General features: G+C 48.0%; 17 protein-coding genes. 5 read left to right on the top strand and 12 right to left on the bottom strand.

The features are described from left to right. Positions 1-10: 10 nt before the first annotated feature. Complete coding sequence (locus tag LHUE1_RS10340) at positions 11-505, bottom strand: VanZ family protein (protein WP_049169944.1); 495 nt, start codon at positions 503-505, stop codon at positions 11-13. A 73-nt stretch (positions 506-578) separates the two neighbouring features. Between LHUE1_RS10340 and LHUE1_RS10335 the strand changes: the two genes are divergently transcribed. After that, a complete protein-coding gene (locus tag LHUE1_RS10335) occupies positions 579-2384 on the top strand; it encodes a M3 family oligoendopeptidase (protein WP_277848325.1) in 1806 nt (601 codons plus the stop codon). A gap of 136 nt (positions 2385-2520) precedes the next feature. On the opposite strand, the gene glmS is transcribed toward LHUE1_RS10335, so the two are convergent. The 4 genes from glmS to cdaA form a co-directional block, all read right to left on the bottom strand. Next, on the bottom strand, positions 2521-4332 hold the full coding sequence (gene glmS / locus LHUE1_RS10330) for a glutamine--fructose-6-phosphate transaminase (isomerizing) (RefSeq protein WP_277848324.1): 1812 nt from the start codon (positions 4330-4332) through the stop codon (positions 2521-2523). 293 nt (positions 4333-4625) lie between these two features. After that, positions 4626-5990: a phosphoglucosamine mutase gene (gene glmM / locus LHUE1_RS10325; RefSeq protein ID WP_049169938.1), complete on the bottom strand. Its 1365-nt coding sequence runs from the start codon at positions 5988-5990 to the stop codon at positions 4626-4628. 28 nt (positions 5991-6018) lie between these two features. Further along, positions 6019-7122 carry a CdaR family protein gene (locus LHUE1_RS10320; protein WP_025013546.1) on the bottom strand — a complete coding sequence of 368 codons (1104 nt, stop codon included), beginning with the start codon at positions 7120-7122 and terminating at the stop codon, positions 6019-6021. Next, positions 7119-7976, bottom strand: a complete 858-nt coding sequence (gene cdaA, locus LHUE1_RS10315; protein WP_010489262.1) for a diadenylate cyclase CdaA — start codon at positions 7974-7976, stop codon at positions 7119-7121. The genes LHUE1_RS10320 and cdaA overlap by 4 nt, the downstream gene beginning before the upstream one ends. A 196-nt stretch (positions 7977-8172) precedes the next feature. On the opposite strand from cdaA, the gene LHUE1_RS10310 reads away from it, so the two are divergent. The 4 genes from LHUE1_RS10310 to LHUE1_RS10295 all read left to right on the top strand — a co-directional run bounded on the left by LHUE1_RS10310 (position 8173) and on the right by LHUE1_RS10295 (position 13662). Then, positions 8173-8910 (top strand): ABC transporter ATP-binding protein, encoded by a 738-nt coding sequence (locus tag LHUE1_RS10310; protein ID WP_049169935.1) that lies wholly within the window; start codon positions 8173-8175, stop codon positions 8908-8910. Beyond that, positions 8900-10042: an ABC transporter permease gene (locus tag LHUE1_RS10305; RefSeq protein WP_049169933.1), complete on the top strand. Its 1143-nt coding sequence runs from the start codon at positions 8900-8902 to the stop codon at positions 10040-10042. The genes LHUE1_RS10310 and LHUE1_RS10305 overlap by 11 nt, the downstream gene beginning before the upstream one ends. Before the next feature lie 26 nt (positions 10043-10068). After that, on the top strand, positions 10069-10719 hold the full coding sequence (locus LHUE1_RS10300; protein WP_152902737.1) for a TetR/AcrR family transcriptional regulator: 651 nt from the start codon (positions 10069-10071) through the stop codon (positions 10717-10719). 129 nt (positions 10720-10848) lie between these two features. Continuing rightward, positions 10849-13662 (top strand): cation-translocating P-type ATPase, encoded by a 2814-nt coding sequence (locus tag LHUE1_RS10295; protein ID WP_049169932.1) that lies wholly within the window; start codon positions 10849-10851, stop codon positions 13660-13662. 160 nt (positions 13663-13822) lie between these two features. On the opposite strand, the gene LHUE1_RS14385 is transcribed toward LHUE1_RS10295, so the two are convergent. The 7 genes from LHUE1_RS14385 to LHUE1_RS10265 form a co-directional block, all read right to left on the bottom strand. Then, positions 13823-14014, bottom strand: a complete 192-nt coding sequence (locus LHUE1_RS14385) for a hypothetical protein (RefSeq protein WP_010489269.1) — start codon at positions 14012-14014, stop codon at positions 13823-13825. Between the two features lie 222 nt (positions 14015-14236). Then, entirely contained in the window at positions 14237-15310 is a 1074-nt protein-coding gene (locus LHUE1_RS10290) for an ABC transporter substrate-binding protein (protein ID WP_049169930.1), read from the bottom strand. Further along, positions 15294-16127 (bottom strand): ABC transporter permease, encoded by an 834-nt coding sequence (locus LHUE1_RS10285; protein WP_010489273.1) that lies wholly within the window; start codon positions 16125-16127, stop codon positions 15294-15296. The genes LHUE1_RS10290 and LHUE1_RS10285 overlap by 17 nt, the downstream gene beginning before the upstream one ends. After that, complete coding sequence (locus tag LHUE1_RS10280; protein ID WP_080978109.1) at positions 16117-16941, bottom strand: ABC transporter permease; 825 nt, start codon at positions 16939-16941, stop codon at positions 16117-16119. The genes LHUE1_RS10285 and LHUE1_RS10280 overlap by 11 nt, the downstream gene beginning before the upstream one ends. A gap of 97 nt (positions 16942-17038) precedes the next feature. Beyond that, positions 17039-18127 (bottom strand): ABC transporter ATP-binding protein, encoded by a 1089-nt coding sequence (locus LHUE1_RS10275; RefSeq protein WP_010489277.1) that lies wholly within the window; start codon positions 18125-18127, stop codon positions 17039-17041. A gap of 13 nt (positions 18128-18140) precedes the next feature. Then, the gene (locus LHUE1_RS10270; protein ID WP_010489279.1) at positions 18141-18680 is read right to left on the bottom strand and encodes a helix-turn-helix domain-containing protein; all 540 of its coding nucleotides are present in this window, start codon (positions 18678-18680) and stop codon (positions 18141-18143) included. 273 nt (positions 18681-18953) lie between these two features. Beyond that, a complete protein-coding gene (locus LHUE1_RS10265; RefSeq protein WP_049169927.1) occupies positions 18954-21065 on the bottom strand; it encodes a cation:proton antiporter in 2112 nt (703 codons plus the stop codon). Positions 21066-21072 lie beyond the last annotated feature (7 nt).

The raw sequence follows: 21072 nt of genomic DNA, 5'->3' as shown, positions 1-21072 counted from the left end.
GAACCGTTATTCAACGTCGCTTCCGCCGCCACCACAGCCATCCCCACATCACGGTCACGGCAATGGCTGCTGCCACCGTATCCAGCATCACATCCTGAAACAACGGCGTCCGGCCGCCTGTCAACATCTGGTGGAATTCATCAAACGCGGCAATCCCGGTACAGCTCAACGTTACCAGTGGCCAGTGAAGCCACCGATTCTTTTGATACATAAATGTTCCTTGGGTTAAGCCTAGCCCCAAAAGGAAAAAGATCGTGACGTGCGCGCCTTTGCGAATAAAGAACTCGACAAATTTAAAGTAGCCTACCTTTGCTACCGATTGCGTTTCACCGGCATAATCAAAATGAATCGTGCTCAGAAATGGTTTAAATGGTTCGCTTTGCAACAACCGTTCCATGAGTGGCACGGTTGTCTGCTCTTTATAAGTCATACTTGAGCTCACAAATAAAATAAATAAAAGTGCTGCGGTTAACCAAAGTCCCCAATGGCGTTTAAAAGAATGCACAAACTTGACCTACTTTCACTCATAATTTTCTCATCTACTGTATAATGAACGTATTTCGAAAGGAAGTGCTGATATGTCTTACCCGATTAACTGGAATCTCGATTCAATCTTCCCCGGTGGCATCGACTCACCACAACTCGCCGCCCGAATCCAACAGGTAGCAGACGAACTGCCGCAACTGGAAACCCAAGTGGCTGCTTGGTCGCCTAGCGATGACGCTCCTGAGTTTACCGATTTCAAAACTTTTTGGCAACTGTTTGAAGATATTAGCAAAGGCCTAGGCACCACTGGCAGCTTTGTTGAAATGATTGCCAGCGCCGATACGGCCAATTTAAAAACCGGCCCATTACAAGGTCGGCTCACCACGCTCGAGACACGCTTTCAAAATATCAATAATCCACTCACCAAAAAATTAGCCGCCATGCCACAAGCCGCGTTCGATCAACTGACGGCAACCGGTACTTTAGCGGAAAGTCGCTTCGGGCTCGCTGAAATGCGCGACCAAGCCAAGGACCTGCTTGATGACCAAACCGAAACCATGATCAATGACCTGGCAGTTGATGGATACACCGGTTGGAGTGACCATTACACCACTTTAAGCGGCAGTCTTAAGTTTCCAGTTGTTGAAAACGGGAAAACAACCGAACTGAGTGCCGGCCAGACGCAGAACAAGTTTGAAGGTGCACCTGATCCTAAAGTGCGACGGGACGTTTTCAACGTTTGGGAACATGTCTGGAACGATCACGCCAGTTTGTTTGCCGAAACGCTCAATCACATTGCCGGATTCCGGTTAACTGATTACCGCTTGCATCATTATCCGGATTATCTTTACAAACCGCTTCAATATAACCGCATGCAACGGGCCACATTAGATCAAATGTGGCACACCATCAGCGCGAATAAGGCACCATTTGCCGCCTACCTCACCCGCAAGGCCCAACTAACCGGCCAGCCAACCATGACTTGGTATGATCAGTGGGCGCCGGTTATCGTTGGCGATTTTAAGCCAAAAACATACACCTTTGACGAAGCTGCCGAATTCATTGTCAGCAATTTTGCCAAGTTCTCACCAAAAATGGCCGCTTTCGCCAAACACGCCTTCGAAAACGGCTGGATTGAAGCCGAAGATCGGCCAGGCAAACGCGCCGGTGGCTATATGACCAGTGTGCCGGATGTTAAAGAAAGCCGAATTTTCATGACTTTTGACGGCTCGGCATCTGGCGTTTCAACCATCGCCCACGAACTAGGCCACGCCTTCCACAGTGATATTTTGAAAGACATGCCGGTTCTGCGTCAAGATTATGCCATGAACGTTGCCGAAACTGCTTCGACGTTTGCTGAATTAATCGTGGCCGATGCGACTGTCAAAGCCGCCACCGATCCCGCAGAAAAGCTTAACCTACTTGATGCCAAAATGACCAATCCAATAGCCATGCTGTTGAACATCCACGCCCGCTTCCTGTTTGAAGACAGCTTCTATCAAGAACGGGAACACGGCATTGTCAGCGTGCCGCGCCTAAAGGAACTGATGACCGAGGCCCAGCAAAAAGCCTATGCTGGCGGGTTGAGTTCATTTGACCCAATGTACTGGGCGGACAAACTACACTTCTATTTTGACAATCCGCCGTTTTATAACTTCCCGTATACGTTTGGCTACCTGTTCTCTAGCGGTATTTACGCCAAGGCGCAACAAACCGCAAACTTTGAAGATGATTACATCGCACTGCTGCGGGACACGGCCAACATGTCGACAGAGGAACTGGCCAAAAAGCATCTCGGTGTGGATCTGACGCAACCGGCATTTTGGCAGCAAGGCATCGACCTAGCCGCCAAGGATGCGCAACAGTTTATGCAGTTGAGCGAGGATTACTTAAAATAATTGCTGCCCATTTCTTCTTAACGTAAAGATTCTGATGAGACAAAAAGTCTGTTTGCTAAAATGCCAGCAAACAGGCTTTTTAGTGGGCAATATCACCGTTTTAAGATTAACATTTACTTTTCCATCAATACGCGTCTTATTCGACCGTAACAGACTTTGCCAAGTTACGCGGACGATCAACGTCATAGCCGCGATCGGCACTTGTGAAGTATGCCAGCAATTGCGCCGGAATGATGGTAACCAGTGGTGCCAGCAGTGGATCGATGTCGTCCACAATAATCTGGTCACCCTTTTGTGCCTGACCAGCCATCGCAATGTGCAAGACTTTAGCACCACGGGCCTGAACTTCATCGGCATTACTGCGTGTGCGGGCAGCTGTCACCGGATCGGAAATGATGGCGACAACCGGCGTATCCTTTTCGATCAACGCAATGGTGCCATGTTTCAACTCACCAGCAGCAAAACCTTCTGCCTGCACGTAGCTGATTTCCTTGAGCTTCAACGCCGCTTCCAGGCTGGCGTAATAGTCGCCGCCGCGTCCGATATAAAAGGCGTTGCGTGTGGTTTTGAACATATCCGTCGCCAGTTCGTGGATGCGATCTTTTTGATCAATCAAGGCTTGCTGACCCGTTGCTGCCAAACCCAGTTGGTGAATGACGTCAAAGTCCTTAGCTGCTTGCAGACCCTTAGCTTCCCCAACGGCCTTGGCAACCAATGCTTCAACGGCAATTTGGGCGGTGTAGGCTTTGGTCGAAGCCACCGCAATTTCCGGACCACCATGCAGCAACAAGGTAAATGTTGCTTCACGGGCAAGGGTTGAACTACCGACATTGGTAATGGTGAGTGTCTGATAACCTTGCTTCTTAACTTCAACCAACACCTGACGAATATCAGCTGTCTCGCCGCTTTGGGTTAGGAAAATAAACAGCGGATGCTTGGACAATAACGGCTGATGATAAGCAAACTCCGAAGCAACGTGTACTTCAGCCGGGATGCCTGCCAGCTGTTCAAACAACGGGGCACCGACTAACCCGGCATGATAACTGGTGCCGGCTGCAACAATATATAGACGATCGGCTTGCTGTAAAGCCTTCATCAGGTCTTCTGGAATCACCACATGATGTTGATCATCGGTATATTTTTCAACCAAACGGCGCATTACAATTGGCTGCTCGTCAATTTCCTTGAGCATGAAGAATGGGTACGTGCCTTTGGAAACCTCACCGTCATCAACTTTAACCGTAAATGGCTTACGTTCTTCGACTTTGCCATCAAGTGTTTCGATGTGAATGGTATCAGCCGTCAGCGTCACAATTTCCTGATCCTTGAGTTCAACAAATTGGTCGGTTTCGCTCAGCATAGCCAACGCATCGGAAGCCACAACGTTGAAGCCCTTGCCCCGACCGATCAAAAGCGGGCTCTTGTTCTTAGCCACATACAGCACGGTTGGATCCAGGCGATCAACCATGGAAAAAGCGTATGAGCCTTGAATTAACTTCAATATCTTGCGCAACGCCTCTTTGGCAGACAGGCCTTGACGGGCAAACAAGGCAATCAGCTGTACCACAACTTCAGTATCTGTGTCACTATGCAGTTCGATGTCTTGAAGGTATTGCTGCTTCAGGTCATTGGCGTTGGTCACAACCCCGTTATGCACCAGATAGAAGCGTTCGTCATTAGAAACCTGCGGATGTGCATTGGCTTCGGTCGGCCCACCGTTTGTTGCCCAGCGTGTATGACCAATCCCCATGACGCCCTGAACATCCGGTGTCACTGCTTTTTCCAAATTAGAAATATGGCCAACCCGCTTGATCAGATGGTCATGACCGGCTTGATCGTTTACATAAATGCCAGCTGAATCATACCCCCGATATTCCAGCTTCTCGAGCCCTTTAAGCAAGATTTGGGTTGCATTTTTCTTACCGATAACACCAACGATTCCACACATAGTCAACATCCTTTTCCTAATGTCTACAAATTGGTTTAGACAGATTTTTTTATTGGTATCGCTAAAAACAAAGCTAACTATATGTTTTAAGCGGCAGTATGTCAATACTAAATTTTCAATGGTATACTTTTCGTAAGATCATTGGTCTATATCTATATCCCGAAAACGCGATCAACCTTGAAAATTCAAGGTTTGATTGCTTCAGATTTACCATAAACACTGCAACAAAAAAGCCGCCGAGATTTTTCCTCAGTAGCTTTTTTGGTTAAACTCTCATGTAATTTATATGAATCTTAATCTTTTTGACTGCCCATCTCGCGCTTAACGACTGCGACAATCTGATCGACATAACGCGATACTAGGTCTTCGGTTTTGGCTTCAGCCATGACCCGAAGCAATGGTTCCGTACCTGAAGGGCGCACGAGCACACGGCCATCGCCAGCCATTTCTTTTTCAACCGTATCGATAGCTTCTTGAATTTCCGGATAGGCTTGCCAATTATCCTTGTCGGCAACTTTGACGTTAACCAGTTTCTGAGGATAATCCTGAACCGGGGCTGCCAGCTCGGACAGTTTCTTGCCCGTCTTCTTCATGACATTTAGCAAGTGGATACCCGTCAACATGCCATCTCCGGTATTGTGATAATCAAACAAAATGATATGGCCGGATTGTTCGCCACCGATGTTATAGCCATCTTTACGCATGGCCTCCACCACATGCCGGTCGCCAACCGCGGTCTGAACAGACTTCATGCCATTGGCTTCCAATGCCTTATACAAACCGAGGTTGCTCATCACCGTGGTGACAACCGTATCTTGTTTCAACCGGCCTTGTGATTTCATATAGCTGCCTAGAATGAACATGATCTTATCGCCATCGACAATGTTGCCTTCTTCATCAACAGCAATGCAGCGATCACCGTCGCCGTCAAAGGCCAGGCCGACATCGGCACCTTTTTCAACGACAAACTTGGCCAACGCTTGCGGATGCGTTGAACCTACGTCAGCGTTGATATTTAAGCCGTCCGGGCTGGTTGCCATCGTATCGAAGTCCGTGTCAAGATCGGCAAAAATCCGGCTAACCAAACCACTGGTAGCACCATTAGCACCGTCTAAACAAACATGAATGCCACTTAAGTCATCCGAGAGTGTCTGCTCCAAAAATTGCGTATACTTGAGCGCACCTTCAGGATAATCGTCAACGGTTCCCAGTCCCTCTGCAGCCGGACGCGGCAGGTTATCTTCCGGTGCATCTAACAAAGCTTCAATTTCTTCTTCCGTTTCGTCAGAAAGCTTGTAACCGTCTGCGCCAAAGAACTTGATACCATTGTCGGCAACCGGATTATGTGAAGCCGAAATCTGAATCCCGGCATCGGCCCCTTGAATTTTAATTAGGTAAGCAACTGCCGGTGTTGTGATAACGCCAAGATCCAGCACTTCAATGCCAACCGACAGTAATCCGGCAATCAAAGCATCTGCTAACATCTGACCGGAAATCCGGGTATCGCGCGCAACCAGAACCAATGGCCGATGACTGGCATCCTCTTTGTGCTGAGTCAGCACATAGCCGCCTGTGCGACCGAGTCGAAACGCCATTTCTGGGCTCAATTCCTTATTAGCAATGCCACGAACACCATCGGTACCAAAATACTTTGTCATCTTAATTTTTCCTCATTTCTTCCAGTGGTTATTTTTCACTTGCTGATGTGCTTTCGCTTGATGAACTTGATTGAGAACTACTGGCACTGGATGAATTCGATGAAGCGGTTGACGTGCCAGCGTTAGCGTTAGTGCCCACATCATCATCGTCATTACCACCACCATTACCAGTCCCTGTGTTGCCAACACTCACCGTCACCTTAATGGTTTTTGGATCAGCCGCAGAAATACTGTCGTTGAGATCTGTTACGTTGAACGTCCGCGTTGTTGTCGAAGTGATGCCACTGATATCAACAGGAACGGTCAATTTACTCAACTTATCCAGACTTTGCTGGTCTCCATATACGGTAACCTGTTTTGTGTCTGACGACAAGGCGTACGTATGCCCGCTTGCCGCATTGCCGGTTTGCTTCAACTCAATATTTACTTTTTTACTGGGTTGGGAAATCGGTAACGTGACATGCACGGTTTGCGGTGATAGCACCACATTCATAGTATTGCCATTATCATCCAACGCTTGCAATAGCACTTCCTGGTCAACGGTCTTGCGGGTATTGTGCGCCAACGAAACATTGGCAACGACCTGGGCAATCGAGTCAATCACGGAGCGTGCACCCGTCACTTCAACGGTTCGCGCCGAAAGCTTAGGATCACCTGCTGCATAACCGGAAGCGATGCTGGCCTTATTATAGCGAACCTGAATCGGCATGGTCTTATTGTCCCGCACCTGGATGTCGACAGTCACTGATTTAGGCGAAATCGAGTAGCTCAAATCTTTGTTCAAACCTTCCGCCTTCAAATGAACGCGATGCTTGCCAACCCCTAAATTGGTTAAATCAGCAACCACCCGAAAATTCTGGGTATTGGCGGTCATGGTCACTAAAGAAGCCGTTCCTGTCAGTGCAACCGATACTTTTGATGGGTACCCAGTGATGAAATACTTGTCAGTATTGGCGTTAACCTGCAACGGTACTTTCACGGTCTGAGTCTTGTTCGCTACCAAGGTTGTATCATCGTTGGCATTCTGCCGCGTATTGTTGATACTCTCAACGTTGACATAAGCGAACAACCCGATCGCGAGAAGCAAGGCTAACAACCGATTAACCCATGGCTTATCCCATAAGCGATTCATTGCTTGCCCTCCTTCTTTTTGCGTTGACTAAAAAGCCGCGAAAAGAAACTGACAACCGGATTTGGATTGGGTGCCTCTTCTTTTGGTACTAACTGAGCCGTCAAGAACTTCATGTAATCCTCACGCGTCAGGTTACGAATCAAATTATTATTGTTCGTAATCGTGACTTCACCGGTTTCCTCAGACACAACAATCGTCAAGGCATCGGTCACTTCACTGATCCCGACAGCTGCCCGATGACGGGTACCCAGTTCCTTGGGAATCAGGTTACTGTCCGACAACGGCAAATAAGCCGCGGCCACCGCAATTCGATTGTTGCGAATGATGACCGCCCCGTCATGCAACGGCGTGTTAGGAATAAAAATGTTGATCAACAACTCGCCACTAATATCCGCATCCAGTGGAATACCAGTCTCGATGTAATCCTCAAGGCCGGTATTTTTTTGAATGGTAATCAGAGCACCGATGCGGCGTTTGCTCATGTACTGAATCGCCTTATCCAGCTCTTTGACCATACGCGTTTCGGCTTCATGTTGGTTATTGTTTGAGCGGAAAATCAACGATCCACGTCCAAGATGCTCTAGGCCGCGGCGAATTTCCGGTTGAAAAATAATGACCAGCGCCGGCACACTCCAGGTAATGACCAAATCTGTCAGGTAGCCAACCGTTTTGAGTTGCAAAAACCAGGAAATGATCTTGATGGCCGCAATGACAAAAACACCTTTAAGCAGCTGCACGGCTTTGGTGCCGCGAACCAGCATGATCAACCGATAAATGACGTACCAGACGACGAGGATGTCAACCAGATTGATAAGAGTGGACCAAGTTAATAAATTTGCGAGATAGGTGCGCATCCGCGTTCCTCCATTGTGGTTTGAAATCAAACTTCTGAATAATTATACCACGAGATGCCTAAACGGCGGGCGCTGAACCGAATGAAGCGGTGCTGCGGCGTTGATCGCAAAAAAATAAGCTTGCTTTTTTGGCAAAAGTCGTGATAATAGCAAGTGAGTGAGTACTCACTACATTTAAAAAGAAAGCGGCTAAAATATGTCAAGAGAACCCGTTGTCCAAGTGATCGCCCTGCAGCAAGGTTACGGTCAAAAAATCGTCCTTAGTGACATTGATCTCACCTTAAACCCTGGTCAGATCCTGGCTTTAATCGGCCCAAGCGGTGCGGGCAAAACGACCTTGATCCGAACTATTATGGGTATGATACGTCCCCGATCCGGTCAGGTACTGGTTTTTAACCGGCCTGTCCCCAATCGCTTGCTGCTAGCGCGGATCGGATTCATGGCTCAGACTGACGCCCTTTACGAAAGCCTGACCGGCGCAGAAAATCTCACTTTTTTTGCCAAAATGCAAGGCGTCAAGCAGACGCAAATGGCTGAACAATTACGCTACGCTGCGCATGTCGTTAACTTGCAATCAGCGCTTGATCAAAGCGTCAAAACTTATTCTGGCGGCATGAAGCGGCGTTTATCGCTTGCCATCGCGTTAATTAGCAAACCGCCGCTTCTGATTCTGGACGAACCGACCATTGGCATTGATCCTGAATTACGGCGCAAAATCTGGCAGGAATTACACAGATTAGCTAGCGATCAAGGCGTCACGATTATTTTAACGACCCATGTCATGGCCGATGCTGAAGAAGCCGATCTGCTCATGATGATCCGCAACGGAAAAGCCATCGCCCAAGGCACCCCTGACCAACTCAAAGCAACCTATCACACAGATTCGATCGAAGCGGTCTTTTTGGCCGCAGGGAGGCAGCAAGATGCGCGTTAATGCATTGATCAGTCGTATTTTCAAAGAAATGATTCGCGATAAACGGACACTGGCACTGATGTTCATTGCGCCATTGTTTATCATGACGTTAATCTTTTTCCTTTTCCAATCCAACACAAATACAAAAGCCGACTTAGGGATACACGGTGTAGATACATCTGTGGTTCAGGCCTTGGATACGGATCGAATCCGGCTCCACCATGTCGGCAATGAAGATCTGACCATGCTTATCAAAGATCACGATTATGCTGGCATCCTGACTCAGAAAGGCGACAAACTGACACTATTACTCGCCAATGCCGATCAAGGGAAAAGTGCCCTCTTGAAACAGGGCTTACAGGCGGCAACCATCAAGCTTAAAATGCAGGCAGCTGCTACTACGATTAAAAATCAAGCAACCGCTTTACAAAAACTGGCATCAGCGTTACAACATTCCACGCGTGGAACTGCACAGGTAGCAGGGTCCCAACCGGCGTCAACTGCTACTCACTACCGAATCGCAACTCATTATCGTTACGGATCGGCTAATTCGACTTACTTTGACACCTTACTGCCGATTCTGATTGGCTTCATCGTTTTCTTCTTTGTTTTCTTGATTTCCGGCATCGCGCTATTACGTGAACGCACAACCGGAACGCTTGACCGATTACTGGCAACTCCTGTGCGGCGAGGAGAAATTATTAGTGGCTATTTATTGGGCTATGGTATTTTTGCTGTGATTCAAACAATCTTGATTGTCGGCTATGCTTTGTTCGTCTTTAAAATCCAAATTCTCGGAAGCATTGCCGCAATTTTTCTAATCAACTTATTACTGGCAATCACGGCGCTTTCGCTTGGTTTACTGATTTCAACGTTTGCCAATACGGAATTTCAAATGTTACAGTTCATCCCATTGGTTGTCGTCCCGCAAATTTTCTTTACCGGGCTGATTCCTGTGAATCAAATGCTTGGCTGGTTGCAACCGATTGCCCGCTTAATGCCGCTTTATTACGGTGCCGATGCGTTAACCGGCATTATTGCAAAAGGCCAGTCATTAAGTGTGTTGTATCCGGACGTCATTGCCCTCCTAGGCTTCTTCTTACTATTTTTAAGCCTGAATCTTGTCACCATGCGGCATTATCGACAGGTTTAAACAAATCTGACTAAAGAAGGAAGTGAATGATCGTGCAGCCGCATAATCTGACGGATCTATTCTCCTCATCGCTTGCTGAAAGCCAGTTGTCAGCCAAGCAACAAGCAGTTTTGAAAGCGAGTCTGAGCCTTTTTTCGGAAAAAGGATTCGATCGTACCAGCACAAAAGATATCGCCCACCTGGCAGGCGTTAGCGAAGGAACGGTTTATAAGCAGTTCAAAACCAAAGAAGGCATCCGCCAAGCGTTACTCGCGCCCATGATCCAACAAGTTATCCCGAACGCATTCACTGAGTTCATTCATGAAATCGGCGAGCAACAACTACCTGATCTGCATACGTTTCTAACCTTCATCGTGCATAATCGCATGGCCTTTGCCATTGAGAATCAGGCGCAACTTCGGATACTGGCCGCCACTCTTTTGCAAGATGCGGCGCTAAGCCAGGCACTGGCGGAAAAGTTTCAAAAGCAATTCATAGACAAGGCCGTCCAACTGCTCGCCTTCTATCAGCAGGAAGGTGCACTTGTTAACTGGCCGCTGACTCGCATCCTTCGCTATCTTTTCGGTACCATTTTAAGTTACCTGCTGCCAGTTATCTTGGAGATGCAATCTGATTTTGACCTTGAGACTGCGGTTTCCGAGGCCGTCGCATTTCTGGAACGCGGGTTACATGCCTGATAAAACCAGATATACCAGCTATAAATCGCTAAATTTTAATCACCCAAATTCAATAGTTTTGGGTGTTTTACAACCCACAGAACGTTAGAATGTATTTAAACGTTTTAAAAAAGGAGCCGTGCTTGAGTCATGAAAAGTGAAAAGGAGACGCGGCGCAAGTTTGCAACTGAATCGGTTGCGGATTTACTGAACGACTTGCACACAACGTCAACTGGATTAAGTCAAAAAGAAGCGGCTGCGCGTCTTGCCAAATATGGTGAAAACACGATTACCCGTGAAAAGCAAAAATCCCAGTTACTAGTCTTTCTTAAGAACTTTACCAGTGTCATGGCGATTCTACTCTGGGTGAGCGGGTTTGTTGCAATCCTATCCGGCACCCTTGAGCTAGGTATTGCCATCTGGCTGGTCAATGTTATTAATGGTATTTTCAGTTACTGGCAGGAACATGAAGCCCAAAAGGCAACGGACTCACTCATGAAAATGTTGCCGACTTATACGCAAGTCTACCGGGATGGCAAACTGCAACAAGTCAACGCTACCCAAATCGTGCCAGGCGACGTCTTCAACCTGCAAGCCGGCAATGCCGTACCGGTTGATGCCCGCCTGATTAAGGCCACTTCCGTCCAAGTCGATCAAAGTGCCCTCACCGGTGAATCCGTCCCCGAATCCAAAAAGGTTGACTATAATGCTGGCCAAGGCGAATTCGCTGAATCCAATCTTGTCTATGCCGGCACCACGGTTGGCGCCGGGACCGCAACTGCCATTGCTTTTGCGACTGGCATGAAAACCGAGTTCGGGCGAATCGCCGCGTTGACTCAACAACAAAAACGCAGCCTAAGCCCGCTGCAGTTAGAGCTTAATCGTCTCACAAAACAGATTTCGCTCATTGCCATCAGCTTAGGCGTTCTTTTCTTTGTGGCTGCCATCTTCTTCGTTCATTATCCAGTCGCTCAAAGCTTTATTTTCGCGTTAGGCATGATTGTCGCGTTCATCCCCGAGGGCCTACTGCCAACGGTGACGCTTTCGCTAGCCCAAGGCGTGCAGCGCATGGCCAAGAAACACGCCTTACTCAAAGACTTGAACAGTGTTGAAACGTTGGGTGAAACAACGGTGATCTGCTCGGATAAAACCGGTACGCTGACCCAAAACCAGATGACAGTCGATCATATTTGGACCCGGTCACATACTTATACCGTGAGTGGCCAAGGCTATGTCAATAATGGCCATATTGAGTTAGACGGCAAACCAGTTCAATACGGCAGCGATCCTGACTTGGATCTGCTCATTCGTCTGGTTGCATTCAACAACGACACCGAAGTCGAACCGGCAAAAGGCCAAGCGCGACCGAAGATTCTGGGGACGCCAACGGAAGCTTCACTTGTAATCCTGGCGCAAAAATCCGGAATTGACGTGAATGCTTATACCAAAAAATACCCGCGGCTTAAAGAGCTCCCCTTCGACTCCGATCGTAAACGGATGACCACCATCCACCAGCACGATGATCACACGCTGTCCATCTGTACCAAAGGCTCTCTCAGCGATTTACTGCCGCACTGCGATACCATTCAGGAAAACGGCAAAGTCCGGCCTTTAACCGCAGCAGACAAGGACGCGATCGATGCTGCCAACCGCAAGTATGCTTCTCTAGGCCTTCGCTCAATTGCGACTGCTTATCGTGAAGTTCCTCAAGAAGCCGATAAACAAAGTCAGCTCGACAACCTCACGATTGAGACGGCCGAAACCAAGCTTACCTTTGTCGGCTTGGCCATCATGTCCGATCCACCGCGTCCGGAAATTTACGATGCCATCGAGAAATGCCATCGGGCCAGCATCAAAATCATCATGGTGACCGGTGACTCCTCGTTAACTGCGAAGTCTATTGCCGTTAAAATTGGTTTGACGTCCGACAAAGCGCGTGTCGTCACCGGCAGTGAACTCGATGCCATGAGCCAAGACGAGCTCAAGCAGGCACTGGCAGGCGAAATTATTTTTGCCCGAGTGGCGCCTGAACAAAAATATAAGATCGTTTCCACTCTGCAAACGATGGGCGAAATCGTTGCATCCACCGGTGACGGCGTGAACGATGCGCCTGCGTTGAAAAAAGCAGACATTGGCGTTGCCATGGGCGTCACCGGAACGGATGTGGCCAAAGATGCTGCCGACATGATTCTTACCGACGACAACTTTGCCTCTATTGTTGCCGCCATCGAAGAAGGTCGTACCGTTTACAGCAACATTCAAAAGTTCTTGGTTTACATTTTGAACTCCAACCTGCCAGAAGCGGTACCATCTGCGCTCTTCCTCTTCTCGCGCGGTGCCATCCCGTTACCGTTGACTGTCATGCAAATCCTGACAGTCGACCTCGGAACAGACATGATGCCGGCACTGGGATTAGGATCGGAAAAAGCCGAGCCTGGCATTATGGATAAACCGCCACGCGCACGTGATGCTCACCTTATGAACCGCACTGTTTTATGGAAGGCGTTTGCCTGGTATGGCTTAATTGCATCCATCATTTCCAGCGGCGCTTACTTCTTCGTCAACCATCTAAACGGCTGGCCGTTACGCGGCCTGGCAACCAGCGGCTCAACCTACGTCATGGCCACGACCATGACCCTTGCCGCGATCATCTTCTGCCAGATTGCCGCCGCCATGAACTGCCGCACCGAAAATGCTTCGGTCTTCAAAGTCGGTTTGTTCACTAATCATTTGGTCTGGTTCGGTATTGGCTTTGAAATCTTTTTGTTAGCATTGCTTAGCTACACGCCATTCTTACAGAATCTCTTCCACACCGGACCGCTAGCACTGACCGACTGGCTTTTCCTGGCAATCATTCCAATTCCCCTCTTCCTAATCGAAGAAGGCCGCAAATGGCTTAATCGCCGGCGTTTATCGCGTGAAAAAGTCACGGCTACCGCGCGTGCGTCAAGCGCTACTCGTTAACGACCCGTGTGTTGTAAATCAATTAAAAAAGGTCCAGAAGACATGTGTTACATATGCCTTTTGGACCTTTTCTAGTTGGTCATTGTTTGTAAGCCTTTAATGACTCTATGTGTTCTCATTGCCTCACCAACCGGATTAACGGAACAGACCAGCTGCAGTATCACCACTTTTTAAAAACCGTGACCGTCTCACCTAGTGCGCAAAGTCCAAAGGCCAGCATGATGATGATATAAGGTCGGTTCACTTTAATTGCCAAAGCTGCTAATAGCAGACAAACCACTGCCAACCACAGACTCAGACAACAAATGATATCGAGCCACAAACCTTCGTTGTGCCGACTATGTTTTCTCATTTGGGTCACCTCATATACAACCTATCATACCTGATTGAGCTGCCTGGGACTACTGTATGCTTTCTTTCAATCTGTCTGGTTAAGATGACTTGACACCATTTTGGAGGCTTAATGGTTGCGGCTTGTTTGATACTATAAAAACCATCACAAATTCAAAACAAAAAATCCGCATCAATCAGGGACTTTCCCCCAACTGATGCGGATGGTTTTAGATGTGGTTTCTCACCGGCGGTACATCTTAAATTCTAAGAATAAATCATTGTAGAGCCCAACTTTCGCCGGCGGAAGGTCTGAGTAAATCTCAAGGTGCTTCATGGTCTCGTCATCAGGATAGAATTGCCGATCATTTTGGACCCTTTTTGGTAGCAGTTTTTTGGCTGCGGCGTTTGGCGTCGCATAGCCGACATATTCAGCATTTTGAGCGGCGTTTTTGGGCTCCATCATGAAGTTTAGAAAGGCGTAAATGGCTTTGAAATGTTTGGCGGTTTTGGGAATGACCAGGTTGTCGAACCAGAGATTGCTGCCTTCTCGCGGAACGACATAGTGCAGGTGTTTATTGTTGGCCAGCATTTCACTGGCTTCACCTGACCAGTCGACAGCGATTTTAGCTTCGTTTTCAGCCATATACATTTTGATTTCATCGGCGACAACTGCCTTGACGTTGGGCGACAATTGATCGAGTTTGGCTTTGGCCACTGCCAGCGTCTGCGGATTGGTTTCGTTAACTGACTGGCCCATTGAGATCAAAGCCGGCGCGAAAACATCACGCGCTGAGTCGATGAGCATGATCGAATCTTTGAACTTAGGATTCCATAATTGATTCCAGTGTTGAACTTCACTGGCTTTGACGAACTTGTCATTATAGATGATCCCCAGTGTCCCCCAGAAATAGGGAATGCTGTACTTATTGCCCGGATCGAATTCTTTGTTAATCAAGCGCGGATCCATATTCTGCATCCCGTTCAGTTTACTTTTATCAAGCGGCAATAGCAGATTAGCCTTTTTCATTTTCTCAATCATATAATCCGATGGGACGGTCAAATCGTAGCTGGTGCCGCCTTGCTGGATTTTGGTAAACATGGCCTCATTGGAATCGAATGTTTCCTGATTCACGTGATAGCCGGTTTGCTTTTCAAATTTACTGATTAATGCAGGATCGATATAATCGCCCCAGTTGAAAAGATTCAGCGTGTTGTCGCCGGTATTGCCTTGGGATTTTTGCAGGTCCTGACTCCAAACGGCTAATCCCAGGCAGACGGCCAGGATGGCGACCGCAATACTAATGAGTCGTTTCATTGATCAACGCCTCGCTTTCTCGCTTGTGCTTGGCCCGCCGGCTTTGACCCGCCCGTTGGAGGAAGTAGTAACCGACAACCAGCAGTAAGGCAAAGACGAACATGACCCCGGATAACGCATTGATTTCCAAGCTGATACCTTGGCGGGCGCGAGCGTAAATCTCGACAGCCAACGTTTCAAAACCATTGCCGGTGACGAAGAAGGTCACGGCAAAATCATCCAGCGAGTACGTAAAGGCCATAAAGAATCCCGAGAAAATACCAGGCGTGATGTACGGCACGATCACGCGTGTCAGCACCTGATAGTTGGAAGCACCCAAGTCACGAGCGGCGTCCAGCAAGGAGTGACTCATTTCCTGCAGACGCGGCAGGATCATCAGCACCACAATCGGGATAGAAAAGGCGATATGGCTCATCAGCACTGACCAGAATCCCAGCGGAACCTTTAGCGCCGTGTAAAAAATCAGGAAACTGGCACCGATAATAACATCCGGACTTACCATCAGAATGTTGTTGAGTGACAAGACCGTATTTTTCATCACGGGACGGCTGGTTCGATCAATGGCCAGCGCGCCCAATGCACCGATAATCGTCGCAATTAAACTCGACAGCAACGCCACCAGCAACGTATCCAAAACAATCTGAATCATCCGCGTATCCGCAAATAACTCAGCGTAATGTTTCCAGGTGAAGCCGGAGAAGTTGCTCATCCGATCCCCAGTCGAAAATGAATAGATCACAAGATAAAAAATCGGCACGTACAGACAGATGAACACGAAAATCAGATAAAGGTTGGACCATTTAAACTTACGCTTCATGCCGGCGCACCCCCTTCTTCTTTCGCTCACCGGTCAGGAACATGATGATAAACATGGCGACAATCAAAACAACGCCGATCGTTGAGCCCATGCCCCAGTTCATTGTCGTCAAAAAATGCTCTTCAATGGCGGTACCAAGGGTGATGACCCGATTCCCGCCAATTAACCGGGTTAACATGAACAGGCTTAAACTGGGAATGAAAACTGCCTGGACCCCTGACTTGACCCCTGAAATCGTCAACGGCCAAATCACTTTAGTAAAGGTCTGCCAGCCTTTTGCCCCTAGATCTTGCGAAGCATTCACCAGGTTTTCCGGTAGTTCTTCAATCGCATTGAAGATCGGCAGAATCATGAACGGAATCTCGATGTAGGCAGCAACGAAAATAAAGCTGAAATCAGTAAAGAGAAATTGTTGCGGCGCAATCCCAAACATTCCTAAGAAACTGTTAACCCCGCCGTCCTGGCTGAAGATGCCGATGAACGCATATGCTTTTAGCAACAAGTTGATCCACGTCGGTAAAATGATCAGCAATAGCCACAATTGCTTATGCTTGGCATAATGCAGCAGATAAGCAGTCGGATAACTGATCAGCAACGTGGCAAAGGTGATCAAAAAAGCATACCAAACCGAATTAATCGTCATCATAATATAAGTGCCGGATTGAAAATAAGTTTGGTAATTCGCCAAGGTAAAATGGCCGCTGATATCAAAAAAGCTTTGATAGACGATCAACACCATTGGCGCGATGACAAACAGTGCAAGCCACATCACATAAGGCGTGTAAAATGCAACATTCGTGGTGGATTTTTTCACGATGACCCTCCTCAGATTCAAAATCTAATGGTGCCTGCCAAGTGTTGGTTTTTCCAGACTACAAACGCCGACAGAACACCGATCCCCCTACCACGGATCAGTCGCCTTCATAGGTTTCCAGCCGTGCGTCGAATTCTTCTTCGGATTCGTTCAACCGCATGACGTGAATATCTTCAGGATCAAAGGTTAATCCGACTGTTTCCCCGTCTTTTGCCGGATTTGTCGAGTGAATCAACCATTCGTTTTTCAGTTGATCGTACGCGACAATTTCGTAATAATCGCCGCGAAACAGTTGGGTATCAACTTCGACATTCACTTTACCGGCATCGGCTGCCGTGATGTCCAAATCTTCTGGACGCAGGACAACTTCAACCGGTTCATTTGGCCGCATGCCGGCGTCGGCGCATTCAAACTGCTTACCATTGAATTCAACCAGGAAGTCCTTAATCATATGGCCTGGGATGATATTACTTTCGCCAATAAAGTCCGCAACAAAGTGATTGACCGGTTCATCGTAAATATCGACCGGCGTGCCACTTTGCTGGACCTGGCCATCATTCATGACAAAAATTTCATCCGACAGTGCCAGCGCTTCTTCTTGATCATGGGTCACAAATAAGAAGGTGATCCCCAGCCGTTCCTGCAATTCGCGCAGTTCGTACTGCATATCCTTACGCAGCTTGGCATCAAGTGCTGACAATGGTTCGTCCAAAAGCAACACTTGCGGCTCAAGGACAATCGCCCGGGCAATGGCGACGCGTTGCTGTTGGCCACCCGATAGCTCAGAAATCTCCCGGTCGGCATAACCTTGCAGCCGAACCATTTTAAGCGCATCCGTCACTTTAGTCTGAATCGTTTCTTTGCTCATGCGATGCAACCGCAATCCGAACGCAACATTGTCAAAAACGTTAAGGTGCGGAAACAATGCATAATCCTGAAAAACGGTATTCACTTTGCGTTGATTTGCCGGGACATCGTTTATTTTTTTGCCATCAAAAAGAACTTCACCTTCCGAGACATCCAAAAATCCCGCAATGGCGCGCAGAATCGTTGTTTTACCGGAGCCGGACGGGCCAAGCAGCGTATAGAATTTTCCTTGTTCGATTTCGATATTGACATCTTTTAATACTTGCGTGTCGCCATAACGCTTGCCGACATGCTTCAGTTCCACAATAATGTTGCTCAATGACCCCAACTCCTTATAGATAAGATGCTGTCGCAACCAGCAGGCACTTGCTGCGACCCGTTGCTGCGTTGACAAGTTGATGTTGTTTCGTCGCATGAAAATAAATGGTTTCGCCTTTTTTGGCAACATAAGCCTGATCGCCCAGCAGCAGTTTTACTTTACCGCTGACAACGTAAACAAAAGTCTCGGCCGGGGATGGTTCAAACGTTTTGAAAATGCCATCCGGCGCAAAATCGATCATCACCGGCTCCATCTCATTTTCATTACTTTCCGGCACCAGCCATTTCAGTTGATAGCCTTTATCTTCATCAAGATAAGTGACCTGATCTTCTTCGTGGTAAACCAGCGAATCAACCGGCTCTTCCCGGAAAAAGTCTGCCGGAGACTCGCCTAAAACGCTCAGAATATCAAAGAAGGTCTCGAGTGACGGTGAACTCTGGTCATGTTCAACCTGCGAAATATACCCTTTCGATAAATCTGTCCGTTCGCCAAGTTCTTCCTGCGTCAGGTTTTTTCGAATGCGCAGATCACGAATTTTACTGCCAATATCCATGGCACACCGCCTTTTTAGGTTTCGTTAAACTAAACTTCAAGTTTACTGACTCTGCCTATTATACAAATGTCATGCACCAACGCAAGCTTTTATAACTGAGATGGGCAGAAATATTTTTTCATGCAAGACTACGTGTCTGAAAATTTAATAAATACCGCCACAAATCGTTAGCAGCACAAAAAAATGGCAGCATCACATTTTCCTTTGAGAAAACATGATGTCGCCATTCGTTTCTTAACCAAGAATCACACCAATCTTGTCAGTCTTCTAGAATCAAACTTCTTCTAAAGACGTCAGAGTCGCCGCATTTTCGGTAAAGTTGACATTTTGATTCAGCCGCTGGGCCATCGTCATGGTGATGTAGCCTTTTTCCATCAAATCATGGATAGCTGTTCGTTCTGCAGCAAACGCAATGGCACGCAATCGACTTAGCTCATGTTCGTACTGGGTGGATTTATGCGTATTCAACGCCTTGACCGAGGCGATGCGATTGCGGTACTGGACAATCAATGAATAAATCACCTGGCGATTGTAATGGTGGGCCTTGTTTTCTTTTTGCCGGAGAAATTTCGACAAGTACTTCAACCCGCCTTTTGCCGTTTCTTTTTCAATGAACAATTTCTCGTTAAAGAAGCGATGCGAGCGGTTTTGCTCACTGGCCACGGTGTACCAGAAGTGTGATAGTCGCAACGCGGAACGGTCAAAAAGCATGCGCAGCGTCGGCCGTCCTGAGCGTTTAGCCATCGAGTCCAAATCATCCATTCGGTGCTTTAATTGCTTGCGCGCTTTGGCGTAACTTTTTGACATGATTTTATTTTCGCGCCACAAATCATCCAACGCATATAATTCGCCTTGAACCCCGACTTTGCGCAGGTCAAGTTCATCTTGGACCAGCGGCGGAATCGCGGCACCGGTGTCTTCAGCCAGTTCCAGTCGCCGAATCAGATTTTGATATTCCGCGATGAGATCCAATGCCGCTTTTTGATTATTTTCCCGGCGCTCTGATTCAACGCGGCGCACGGCCATTTGGTACACAAACATCTGTGCCTGACTCAACGAAATAATCCGCACATCATTGGCGTGATCCTCATCAGCTTCAGTCTCATCATCGGTCGCCGCGATGGTGGAACCACGCGTTTGCAAAGGTGCGACAGATCGGGTTACGATCGGCAAGGCTATGATCGCAACAATCAGACTCAGCACCACAACGCCTGCCGCAATAAATAACATCAGGCTGCGCTCAGGGAACGGATCGCCATTGGCCAGTGCAGCCGGTACAGCAAACACCCCGACCAAGGTGATGGCACCGCGAACTCCTGAAATGCCACTCAACAAGGCTGCGCGCCATGAAGGCTGGTTGCCTTTTGACCGCACTGTCAGCAACATGTAGCCATAAATCCATAAGGTTCGTAGAATCAGAATGCCTAGATAGACCAACACGACAAAGCCGAGTGCCTGTAACGTGCTGACTTCATGATCAGCAATCGTATCGCGCATCGCCACCGGAAGCTCAATGCCCAGGATCAGGAAAATAATCCCGTTAAGCGTGTACACAATTAAATCCCAAGTTCGCTCCGAGACGATTCTTAACTCCGGTAACGCCGCCACATACCGATTGTGCTGCGTATTGCTCAGTAACCCCGCCACAACCACAGCAATTACGCCGGAAGCGTGCATGAATTCGTCAACAATCAAATAAATAAAAAATGGCGTTAACACCTGCAAAATCGTATGCAGAATCACATCATTGATCCCTTGTTGCAATAACCAGTTACGACTCAGGTTGATGATCCCAATTAAAACAAGCCCAGCCATTGCGCCAACTAACGCCACATAGAAGAAATCCTGAACCGCGTGTCCAAAAGCAAATGTCCCGGTCAGCGTTGCGGCAATGCCATATTTGAAGCCGATCAAGCCACTGGCATCATTGATCAGGCTTTCACCGCTGACCAAGTGTAAGACCCCACTCGGCAGATGAGTCCGCTTGGCCAGGCTCTGAACCGCAATCGGATCAGTCGGACTAAGAATCGCCGCTAAGGCAAAACTCGCCGGTAATGGCAACGGCGGAATCAGAAAATGAATCAAATACCCGCCAACCAGCATTGTGGCAAAAACCAGAAAAATCGCATTGCCGATGATCGGGCCGCGCAATTCCCACAACTCTCGCCGCGGGAAATGGCGACCATCGTAATACAATAGCGGCGCAATGAACAAGAGCATGAACCAGTCAGTCGCTAAGTTTATCGTTAAATGAAAAAACAAAGCCGCGCCGAGTCCCAGCGCGACTTGAATCAAAGATACCGGGACAGCGACAATGTAGTGGCTGAGCACGTTTGACACGATGACCAGCGCCATCAAAAACAAGACGGCTTCGACTAAATGCATTGTGGGG

Source organism: Lacticaseibacillus huelsenbergensis (assembly GCF_029726355.1).
GTDB lineage: Bacteria > Bacillota > Bacilli > Lactobacillales > Lactobacillaceae > Lacticaseibacillus > Lacticaseibacillus casei.
Note: the sequence above shows the minus strand (reverse complement) of the source record. Positions and strands in the feature narration are given on the sequence as shown.

Coding starts and splice junctions, on each gene's coding strand:
- LHUE1_RS10335 (WP_277848325.1), top strand. CDS start 579: ATGTCTTACCCGATTAACTGGAATCTCGATTCAATCTTCCCCGGTGGC.
- glmS (WP_277848324.1), bottom strand. CDS start 4,332: ATGTGTGGAATCGTTGGTGTTATCGGTAAGAAAAATGCAACCCAAATC.
- glmM (WP_049169938.1), bottom strand. CDS start 5,990: ATGACAAAGTATTTTGGTACCGATGGTGTTCGTGGCATTGCTAATAAG.
- LHUE1_RS10320 (WP_025013546.1), bottom strand. CDS start 7,122: ATGAATCGCTTATGGGATAAGCCATGGGTTAATCGGTTGTTAGCCTTG.
- cdaA (WP_010489262.1), bottom strand. CDS start 7,976: ATGCGCACCTATCTCGCAAATTTATTAACTTGGTCCACTCTTATCAAT.
- LHUE1_RS10310 (WP_049169935.1), top strand. CDS start 8,173: ATGTCAAGAGAACCCGTTGTCCAAGTGATCGCCCTGCAGCAAGGTTAC.
- LHUE1_RS10305 (WP_049169933.1), top strand. CDS start 8,900: ATGCGCGTTAATGCATTGATCAGTCGTATTTTCAAAGAAATGATTCGC.
- LHUE1_RS10300 (WP_152902737.1), top strand. CDS start 10,069: ATGATCGTGCAGCCGCATAATCTGACGGATCTATTCTCCTCATCGCTT.
- LHUE1_RS10295 (WP_049169932.1), top strand. CDS start 10,849: ATGAAAAGTGAAAAGGAGACGCGGCGCAAGTTTGCAACTGAATCGGTT.
- LHUE1_RS14385 (WP_010489269.1), bottom strand. CDS start 14,014: ATGAGAAAACATAGTCGGCACAACGAAGGTTTGTGGCTCGATATCATT.
- LHUE1_RS10290 (WP_049169930.1), bottom strand. CDS start 15,310: ATGAAACGACTCATTAGTATTGCGGTCGCCATCCTGGCCGTCTGCCTG.
- LHUE1_RS10285 (WP_010489273.1), bottom strand. CDS start 16,127: ATGAAGCGTAAGTTTAAATGGTCCAACCTTTATCTGATTTTCGTGTTC.
- LHUE1_RS10270 (WP_010489279.1), bottom strand. CDS start 18,680: ATGGATATTGGCAGTAAAATTCGTGATCTGCGCATTCGAAAAAACCTG.
- LHUE1_RS10265 (WP_049169927.1), bottom strand. CDS start 21,065: ATGCATTTAGTCGAAGCCGTCTTGTTTTTGATGGCGCTGGTCATCGTG.